At 62.9% G+C, this 8,849-nt stretch carries 7 protein-coding genes and 3 pseudogenes; 7 read left to right on the top strand and 3 right to left on the bottom strand.

Features of this window, described 5'->3' with window-relative positions:
* Positions 1-462: pseudogene (locus tag D3872_RS03420) on the bottom strand (LuxR C-terminal-related transcriptional regulator); the annotation flags it as partial.
* 194 nt (positions 463-656) lie between these two features.
* On the opposite strand from D3872_RS03420, the gene bktB reads away from it, so the two are divergent.
* The 7 genes and pseudogenes from bktB to D3872_RS03385 form a co-directional block, all read left to right on the top strand.
* Positions 657-1,841, top strand: a complete 1,185-nt coding sequence (gene bktB / locus D3872_RS03415) for a beta-ketothiolase BktB (RefSeq protein ID WP_119809481.1) — start codon at positions 657-659, stop codon at positions 1,839-1,841.
* Positions 1,842-1,853: 12 nt separating this feature from the next.
* The gene (locus D3872_RS03410) at positions 1,854-2,054 is read left to right on the top strand and encodes a hypothetical protein (protein ID WP_119809480.1); all 201 of its coding nucleotides are present in this window, start codon (positions 1,854-1,856) and stop codon (positions 2,052-2,054) included.
* A 143-nt stretch (positions 2,055-2,197) separates the two neighbouring features.
* Positions 2,198-2,719 carry a hypothetical protein gene (locus tag D3872_RS03405; protein WP_119809479.1) on the top strand — a complete coding sequence of 174 codons (522 nt, stop codon included), beginning with the start codon at positions 2,198-2,200 and terminating at the stop codon, positions 2,717-2,719.
* Between the two features lie 132 nt (positions 2,720-2,851).
* A complete protein-coding gene (locus D3872_RS03400) occupies positions 2,852-3,259 on the top strand; it encodes a hypothetical protein (protein ID WP_119809478.1) in 408 nt (135 codons plus the stop codon).
* A gap of 72 nt (positions 3,260-3,331) precedes the next feature.
* Positions 3,332-4,663 carry a TolC family protein gene (locus tag D3872_RS03395; RefSeq protein ID WP_119809477.1) on the top strand — a complete coding sequence of 444 codons (1,332 nt, stop codon included), beginning with the start codon at positions 3,332-3,334 and terminating at the stop codon, positions 4,661-4,663.
* A gap of 5 nt (positions 4,664-4,668) precedes the next feature.
* The gene (locus D3872_RS03390; protein WP_119809482.1) at positions 4,669-6,198 is read left to right on the top strand and encodes an efflux RND transporter periplasmic adaptor subunit; all 1,530 of its coding nucleotides are present in this window, start codon (positions 4,669-4,671) and stop codon (positions 6,196-6,198) included.
* Positions 6,195-7,502, top strand: a pseudogene (locus D3872_RS03385) (efflux RND transporter permease subunit); the annotation flags it as partial. The gene D3872_RS03390 and the pseudogene D3872_RS03385, both read left to right, overlap by 4 nt.
* Here the strand turns inward: D3872_RS03385 and D3872_RS03380 are convergent.
* Both D3872_RS03380 and D3872_RS27360 read right to left on the bottom strand, forming a co-directional pair.
* Positions 7,500-8,705 (bottom strand): annotated as a pseudogene (locus D3872_RS03380) (efflux RND transporter permease subunit); the annotation flags it as partial. The pseudogenes D3872_RS03385 and D3872_RS03380 sit on opposite strands and share 3 nt — an antisense overlap.
* Positions 8,702-8,836: a copper-binding protein gene (locus D3872_RS27360; RefSeq protein WP_370660942.1), complete on the bottom strand. Its 135-nt coding sequence runs from the start codon at positions 8,834-8,836 to the stop codon at positions 8,702-8,704. The gene D3872_RS27360 and the pseudogene D3872_RS03380, both read right to left, overlap by 4 nt.
* Positions 8,837-8,849: the final 13 nt, after the last annotated feature.

The following is an 8,849-nucleotide window of genomic DNA, read 5'->3' as shown; positions in this document are numbered from 1 at the left end:
GATGACGATCTGGCTGCCGCGGGGCAGGTGGTCGATAATTTCGCGCATCAGGTTCAGGACGGCGGACTCCTGGATGGCTTCGAACTCGTCGAGGAACAAGGCGAACGGGGACGTGTGCACCGCCAGCAGCGCGATGGTGTCGAGCGGCGCCGATGGCGCCCCAGGGTACATCGCCATGTGCGCGGTCGCCATGGCCAGGCTGGCGAGGAAACGCGAGGCATCGTTGTCGGCGCTGTCGAGAGTGAGCCAGGCGGTATCGACACCGGCTTCCTGCAAGCGGGCACGCGCCTGGATCATGGCCGTGGTCTTGCCGAAACCGGCGGGGGCCCGCACCAGCACCAGCTTCGCCGTGTTGACGTTGCAGATCAAATCGGACAGCGCCGGCCGCATGACCTGTCCAGGCACGATGGCCGGCGGTGTGATCTTGGTTGAAAACAGTGCAGGGTTGGACACGGAGGGCATGGGACGCTCTGGCTTTGCATATCGTTGCGCACCATGATAGCTGTTCCGGCATGTCCGGAGACCGCGCCATTTTGCGTTTTTGCATTGCCGCCACACTATGGCTCGACGGAGGCGATTTTCGTCGAAAGCGACGATGTGCCGCGGCGGGCGACGTGGGATGCTTGCTCATTTACAGCAGTCAACCCGGGGTGAAAATGCAACAGCGTGACGTATATGTGGTCGGCTACGCGCGGACGGCGATAGGGACGTTTGGCGGCTCGCTGAAGGATGTGCCGCTGTCGGCACTGGCCACGACTGCCGTGGCCGGTGCTTTGCAGCGCTCGCGTGTGGCGGCCGCCGACGTTGGTCATGTCGTGATGGGAAACGTGGTTCCCACCGAGCCTGCGGACGCCTACCTGAGCCGCGTGGCCGCACTTGGCGCCGGCTTGCCGCATGAGACGCCGGCCTGCAACGTGGGCCGCTTGTGCGGTTCGGGCCTGCAGGCAATCGTGTCGGCAGCGCAGGCGATCAAGCTGGGAGATACAGATATTGCAATCGGCGCCGGCGCGGAATCGATGAGCCGGGGACCGTACCTGGTAGCGGCAGCACGCTGGGGCGCGCGCATGGGGGATACGCCCATGGTGGATTTCATGAGCGGCATCCTGCACGATCCCTTGAAGCGCGTTCATATGGGAATCACCGCGGAAAATATCGCCCAGCGCTACGGCATCACGCGCGCCATGCAGGATGCGCTGGCGCTGGAAAGCCAGCGGCGTGCCCGGCACGCGATCGGGGCCGGCTATTTTGTGCGCCAGATTGTCCCGATGCCGATCCCCGGCCGCGAAGGGGCGCGCATGTTTGTCGAAGACGAGCATGTGCGCGCTGACACCACGGCCGAGTCGCTGCTGAAGATGCGGCCGGCCTTCATCAAGGACGGCTCGGTGACGGCAGGAAATGCCTCCGGCATTAACGATGGCGCCGCGGCCGTGGTGCTGGCCGACGCGGCGCGCGCGCAGGCCCTGGGCCTGACACCGCTGGCCAGGCTGGTCGGCTATGCACATGCCGGCGTCGATCCCATGTACATGGGCCTGGGGCCGGTGCCGGCGACCAGGCTGGTCATGAAAAGGACGGGACTGTCGGTGGCGGACATGGACGTGATCGAATCGAATGAAGCGTTTGCCGCGCAAGCATGCGCCGTCGCCCGCGAACTCGGCTTCGATCCGGCCAAGGTCAATCCGAATGGATCGGGTATTTCACTGGGGCATCCGGTGGGTGCGACCGGGGCCATCATCACAGTGAAGGCAATCGAAGAATTGCATCGCACGGGCGGACGGTACGCGCTTGTGACGATGTGCATCGGTGGCGGACAAGGAATCGCCGCCATCTTCGAACGAATTTAGGGAGCAGAGATCATGCAGGAGCGTCCCGATCAGCGCGTTGCCACGGTCTACTATAACGACAAGGAGAAGCGCTGCTCATCCTGCGGCGAATACTGGCCGGCCGACAAGGAATTTTTCGCTGAAGCCATATCCGGCACGGACGGCTTGGCGCGGCGATGCCGCGCATGTGTCAAGGAACGAGTGTGGGCATTCGTTCCAACCACTGACGGCTGACTATCGTCGAGGCAAGGTGTAGTGCGACATTAAACCGCGCCCCATGGAAAATACGACCGCGCACCGATGCGCCTCGGCTGACATGACATATCTCCGTAATAATTGCACTGTAACATCGCAAAGTCAGGTTTCCCGAGAACGATATGTTCAGCAACGGTTCGAGTTTGCGCAGTGCAGTCTTTCGAAAGACGGAGAAGGGAAGGGCTGAGCTTGCAAAGCGCAAGCTCGGCCTCGGCGGTAAGCAGCGCGGCGTTCTTATCATGCTCGATGGCCGCAAGCGACTGAGCGATATTGAAACCCTGTTCAACCGCCTGGAGCTGGAGGCTGTCGTAGCGCTGCTGATCCAACTCGATCTCATCGAAGCGTCGGGCGATGGCGGACCAGCGGAAGTCCTCGTGCCGACTGAGGCCGCGCCGGCCGCACACCTTCTCACCGCCAAACAGATGATGATAAAGAGCGCGAACGAGCATATCGGCCTGATGGCGGCGGAGCTTATCGCCCGTATAGAAAATTCTCGCGATCAGGCGCAGCTGCTGTCCGTCGTCGGTCACTGGAGCATGGCAATGCACGCGTCCAAGACTGGAAAGCTGGTCGCGAGCCTGCAGCTTGAACAGGTCAAGGAATGCATTCAGAATCCGGATTACGCTTCTTCGCCCTTACCGTGAAATTGCACTGCGACCGGGCAAACTAAACCACTACAGGTGTATATTGTGTTATCGATATGGAAGGGGAACCACGTATTGTTGCGTAGCTTCCACCACGTTCCCGCATCGCTAACACGATAGACGCTGATTGAAATGATCCGTTCCAGACGATCCCGCGCCATTGCTGCCCTGATAGCTCTCGTCTGCCTGCTGTTCACGCAGCTCGCGGTGGCGGCGTACGCCTGTCCGAACCTGCTCGCGGGGCGTTCGGGCGCGCACACATCGTCGCGCGCGCCCGGCATGGAGGACATGCCAGGCTGCAGCGAGCCGATGGACATGGAGCAGCCGAACTTGTGCCATGCACACGCGCAGGTGGGCAATCAGTCACTTGACAAACCCACGGTGCCTCCGGTTCAGCCCTTCATGCCGCTCGCGCTGGCGCAAGCGATCGTTTTTGTGGAGGCGGAATATGCACCGCCAGCCGCATCTGGACAATCCTCCTCGCTCACGCGCATCACATCGCCGCCCGCTTCAATACGACACTGCTGTTTCCGAATCTGATCCTCCAGGCCGCCTCGTCCATCATCGCCGCGAAGTTTGCAGCGGTATTGTTCCGTGCTGTCTGGAGGTTCCATGTTTTTACTTCTTTCACCGGCCCATGCGGGCCGCACTTCGACTCGTTGTCCGGCTCAAAGCGTCGTTCTTCTTACTCTATTGTCACTTGTCCTGGCCCCCACCGCCCATGCTGCGGAGGCGCCGTTGACGCTGGCGCGAGCGCAGGACATCGCTCTCTCGCGGTCGCGCCAGCTGATCGCCCAGGACCACGCGGTCGCGGCATCGCGCGACATGGCGGTGGCCGCGTCCCAGCTGCCCGACCCGATCCTCAAAGCCGGCGTCGATAACGTTCCCATCCGCGGCGACGACCGCTTCAGCTTGAGCCGTGACTTCATGACCATGCGCCGCGTCGGCGTCATGCAGGAGCTTACGCGCACGGAGAAGCGGAACCTGCGGGCCGGGCGCTTCGAACGCGAAGCGGAGAAGACGCTCGCGGAGCAGGAACTTGCCAGGGCCGCGATCGAACGCGACACCGCGCTGGCCTGGCTCGATCGTTACTATGCGGAAACCGTTGCGAAGGCAATCGCGGAGCAGGGAGCCCAGGCCAGGAACGAACTGGACGCTGCGGAGGGTGCATATCGGGGTGGGCGGGGCACCCAGGCGGATCTGCTCGTCGCGCGCGCGGCGGTCGCCATGTTCGACGATCGGGCCAGCGAAAGCGAGCGGAGGGTGCAAAACGCAACCACGATGCTGGGGCGCTGGGTTGGGGACGCAGCCGGCTCGCCCCTGGACGGGAAGCCGGATATCGACACGCTTCGCATCGAGCCGGGCCAGCTCGAACCGCAACTCGAACGTCATCCCGAGATATCGGTGCAGAAGAAACAGGAAGAGATTGCGCAAGCTGACGCCCGGCTCGCCCAAGCCGAACGAAGGGCGGACTGGAGCCTTGAAGTCGCCTATCAGCAGCGCGGCGACGCTTACTCCGACATGGTGTCGGTTGGCGTGTCCGTTCCGCTCCAGTGGGACCGGAAGAAGCGCCAGGACCGGGTGTTGTCGGCCAGGCTGGCCGCCGTGGAGCAGGCGAAAGCCGAACGGGACGAGCGGCTGCGCGCCTACGTCGCGGAGACCCGAAGCGCCATCCAGGAATGGGAAAACAATCGCGCGCGCCTCGCGCGGTACCGGTCCGCATTGATCCCGCTGGCCCAGGCGCGTACCAGCGCGACTGTCACTGCCTACGGCGGCGGCAAGGCGAGCTTGCCGGATGTGCTGGCGGCACGCCGCAACGAGACCGAGGTAAGGATCCAGGCGCTCCAGCTTGAATCCGACACTGCGCGGCGTTGGGCCCAGATCAATTTCCTCGCGCCGAGGGCCAGCGGCCCCGAGCGTTCGAAACAACAGGAGCCGCGGTGAACACGATGAAAAACATGAGAATTCTGATTGCCTTGCTTGCAGTCGCGGTCGTCGCCGCGGGCGGTTACGGCCTGTACCGGATTGGCGTGGAGCGCGGGCGTGCGGTCGCCGGCCATTCCTTAGGAGGCGCCAAAGAAGCCGCCGGCACCAACGTAGCCGGAACCGATCCGTCTACCGGCAGGAGGATCCTGTACTGGCATGACCCGATGGTACCCGGCCAGAAATTCGACAAGCCGGGAAAGTCGCCATTCATGGATATGCAGCTTGTTCCTGTGTACGCCGGCGAGCCCGGTGACGAAGGCACGGTCAGCATCAGTCCCCGCGTCCAGCAGAACCTCGGAATCCGCACCGCCGAGGTGACAAGGGGAAGTCTGTCAAAGCCAATTGCAGCTGTTGGGACAGTTACCTACAATGAGCGCGACGTCGCGCTGGTGCAAGCGCGCAGCAATGGGTTCCTTGAACGCTTGTTCGTCCGCGCGCCGCTGGACGTGGTGCGAAAGGGACAAGCGCTGGCGGAACTATATGTGCCTGACTGGGTCGCCGCGCAGGAGGAGTACCTGTCGGTCACGCGTATGCAAGGCGGCGCCGACCTGCTTGCCGCGGCGCGCCAGCGCATGCGGCTGGCGGGGATGACTGAAGCCCAGGTGCGCCTGGTGGAATCGACAGGCAGGATGCATTCGCGGGTCACCATCACCGCGCCGTCGGGCGGCGTGATTGCGGAACTGGGCGCGCGCGAGGGAATGACTGTCGCCGCCGGCACCTTGCTATTTCGAATAAACGGTTTGGACACCGTCTGGGTCAATGCCGAGATACCGGAAAATCTCGCAGCCACGTTGCGTCCTGGTACGCCGGTCGAGGTGCGGCCGGCAGCCTTGGCCGGGACAGTCGTGACGGGAAAGATCGACGCAATCCTGCCTGAGGTCAGTGCTGCGACACGCACCCTCAAGGCGAGGATCGTGGTGCCAAACCCGCACAGGCAGCTGGCGCCGGGAATGTTCGCCTCGATAAACCTCAGCACGCCCGCGCTACGGAATGTCCTCCTGATTCCATCGGAAGCGGTAATCCAGACCGGTACGCGAAGCGTGGTGATGGTCGCACAGGGGGATGGGAAGTTCGTGCCAGCCGACGTTGAGACCGGCGCGGAAGCGAATGGGCAAACCGAGATCCGCAACGGGTTGGACGCAGGCCAGAAGGTAGTGGTCTCCGGCCAGTTCCTGATCGATTCCGAGGCCAGCCTGAAGGCGACTACTTCCCACATGAGCGATGTCGGGCCGCCGGCGCAGGGAAAAGCCCCCGCGCCAGTAGTCCACCATGGTGAGGGCAAGATCGAGCAGATCGGCAAGGACGAGATCACCCTGTCGCACGGCCCGATCCCCAGCCTCCAGTGGGGGGCGATGACAATGGGCTTCATGCTGCCGGCACGCGGTTTGCCGGGTGGCCTGTCGGTCGGCGATACGGTGACATTCAGCGTCCAGGAAACCAGCGACGGCGTGTACCGGATTACCGCCATCGCCAAGGTCGGGGGAACCCGATGATCGCGAAACTGATCCGGTGGTCCATCACCAATCGCTTCCTCGTCCTGCTGGCAACATGCATGCTCACCGCCTGGGGCGTGTGGTCGTTATCGCGAACGCCGCTGGACGCAATCCCCGATCTGTCCGACGTCCAGGTCATCATCCGGACCAGCTATCCTGGGCAGGCGCCGCAGATCGTCGAGAACCAGGTGACGTATCCGCTCACCACCACGATGCTGTCGGTGCCAGGTGCGAAAACGGTACGCGGATACTCATTCTTCGGCGATTCATTTGTCTATGTCCTGTTCGACGACGGCACCGATCCATACTGGGCTCGTTCGCGGGTACTGGAATACCTGAACCAGGTGCAGTCGCGGCTACCGGCGCAGGCCAGGACAGCCCTTGGGCCGGATGCGACCGGGGTAGGGTGGGTTTATGAGTATGCGCTGGTCGACCGCACGGGCAAGATGGACCTGTCGCAGTTGCGCGCCTTGCAGGACTGGTTCCTGAAGTACGAGCTCAAGGCCGTGCCGAACGTCTCCGAGGTCGCGAGCATCGGCGGCATGGTGCGCCAGTACCAGATCGTACTCGACCCGGACAAGCTGCGCGCATATGGCATTCCCCACTCCCGCGTTATCGAGGCGGTGCAGAAGGCAAACCAGGAGACCGGTGGTTCGGTCCTTGAGCTGGGCGAAGCGGAATACATGGTGCGCGCGTCCGGCTATATCAAGTCGCTCGATGATTTCCGCAATGTGCCGTTGACGACGACGGAGGCAGGCGTGCCGGTGCGAATCGGCGATGTCGCGCGGATCCAGGTCGGCCCCGAAATGCGGCGCGGGATCGCGGAGTTGAATGGCGAGGGCGAAGTCGCCGGCGGCGTGATCATCATGCGCTCGGGGAAAAATGCGCTTGAAACCATAGCCGCGGTGAAGGCGAGGATCGAGCAGCTGAAGCCAAGCCTGCCGGCGGGCGTGGAAATCATGCCGGTGTACGACCGCTCCAAGCTGATCAGGCGTGCCGTGACCAATCTTGAGCACAAGCTGATCGAAGAGTTCATTGTCGTGGCCATTGTCTGCGCCCTGTTCCTGTTCCACCTGCGCTCCGCGCTGGTCGCGATCATCACGCTGCCAATCGGCATATTGATCGCGTTTATCGTCATGTACTACCAGGGCGTCAATGCCAACATCCTGTCGCTGGGCGGGATCGCGATCGCAGTGGGCGCCATGGTCGACGCCGCTGTGGTGATGATCGAAAACGCGCATAAGCACATCGAAGCGTGGAATCGCGCGCATCCCCGGGAACAGCTTCAGGGCGAGGAGCAATGGCGCCCACTGCGATCGCGATCCCGCCCAGCGACAGGATGTTGGCATTGACGCCCTGGTAGTACATGACGATAAACGCGATCAATATGCCGATTGGCAGCGTGATGATCGCGACCAGCGCGGAGCGCAGGTGGAACAGGAACAGGGCGCAGACAATGGCCACGACAATGAACTCTTCGATCAGCTTGTGCTCAAGATTGGTCACGGCACGCCTGATCAGCTTGGAGCGGTCGTACACCGGCATGATTTCCACGCCCGCCGGCAGGCTTGGCTTCAGCTGCTCGATCCTCGCCTTCACCGCGGCTATGGTTTCAAGCGCATTTTCCCCGAGCGCATGATGATCACGCCGCCGGCGACTTCGCCCTCGCCATTCAACTCCGCGATCCCGCGCCGCATTTCGGGGCCGACCTGGATCCGCGCGACATCGCCGATTCGCACCGGCACGCCTGCCTCCGTCGTCGTCAACGGCACATTGCGGAAATCATCGAGCGACTTGATATAGCCGGACGCGCGCACCATGTATTCCGCTTCGCCCAGCTCAAGGACCGAACCACCGGTCTCCTGGTTTGCCTTCTGCACCGCCTCGATAACGCGGGAGTGGGGAATGCCATATGCGCGCAGCTTGTCCGGGTCGAGTACGATCTGGTACTGGCGCACCATGCCGCCGATGCTCGCGACCTCGGAGACGTTCGGCACGGCCTTGAGCTCGTACTTCAGGAACCAGTCCTGCAAGGCGCGCAACTGCGACAGGTCCATCTTGCCCGTGCGGTCGACCAGCGCATACTCATAAACCCACCCTACCCCGGTCGCATCCGGCCCAAGGGCTGTCCTGGCCTGCGCCGGTAGCCGCGACTGCACCTGGTTCAGGTATTCCAGTACCCGCGAACGAGCCCAGTATGGATCGGTGCCGTCGTCGAACAGGACATAGACAAATGAATCGCCGAAGAATGAGTATCCGCGTACCGTTTTCGCACCTGGCACCGACAGCATCGTGGTGGTGAGCGGATACGTCACCTGGTTCTCGACGATCTGCGGCGCCTGCCCAGGATAGCTGGTCCGGATGATGACCTGGACGTCGGACAGATCGGGGATTGCGTCCAGCGGCGTTCGCGATAACGACCACACGCCCCAGGCGGTGAGCATGCATGTTGCCAGCAGGACGAGGAAGCGATTGGTGATGGACCACCGGATCAGTTTCGCGATCATCGGGTTCCCCCGACCTTGGCGATGGCGGTAATCCGGTACACGCCGTCGCTGGTTTCCTGGACGCTGAATGTCACCGTATCGCCGACCGACAGGCCACCCGGCAAACCGCGTGCCGGCAGCATGAAGCCCATTGTCATCGCCCCC

Origin of the sequence: Massilia cavernae, from assembly GCF_003590855.1 — a bacterium.
Classification (GTDB): domain Bacteria; phylum Pseudomonadota; class Gammaproteobacteria; order Burkholderiales; family Burkholderiaceae_D; genus Telluria_A; species Telluria_A cavernae.
The sequence above is the reverse complement of the archived record's forward strand: the minus strand, read 5'-3'. Positions and strand labels throughout refer to the sequence as shown.

Excerpts from the sequence above, each read along its gene's own strand:
- D3872_RS03410 (WP_119809480.1), top strand. The coding sequence starts at position 1,854 with ATGCAGGAGCGTCCCGATCAGCGCGTTGCCACGGTCTACTATAACGAC.
- D3872_RS03390 (WP_119809482.1), top strand. The coding sequence starts at position 4,669 with ATGAAAAACATGAGAATTCTGATTGCCTTGCTTGCAGTCGCGGTCGTC.
- bktB (WP_119809481.1), top strand. The coding sequence starts at position 657 with ATGCAACAGCGTGACGTATATGTGGTCGGCTACGCGCGGACGGCGATA.
- D3872_RS03405 (WP_119809479.1), top strand. The coding sequence starts at position 2,198 with ATGTTCAGCAACGGTTCGAGTTTGCGCAGTGCAGTCTTTCGAAAGACG.
- D3872_RS03400 (WP_119809478.1), top strand. The coding sequence starts at position 2,852 with ATGATCCGTTCCAGACGATCCCGCGCCATTGCTGCCCTGATAGCTCTC.
- D3872_RS03395 (WP_119809477.1), top strand. The coding sequence starts at position 3,332 with ATGTTTTTACTTCTTTCACCGGCCCATGCGGGCCGCACTTCGACTCGT.
- D3872_RS27360 (WP_370660942.1), bottom strand. The coding sequence starts at position 8,836 with ATGGGCTTCATGCTGCCGGCACGCGGTTTGCCGGGTGGCCTGTCGGTC.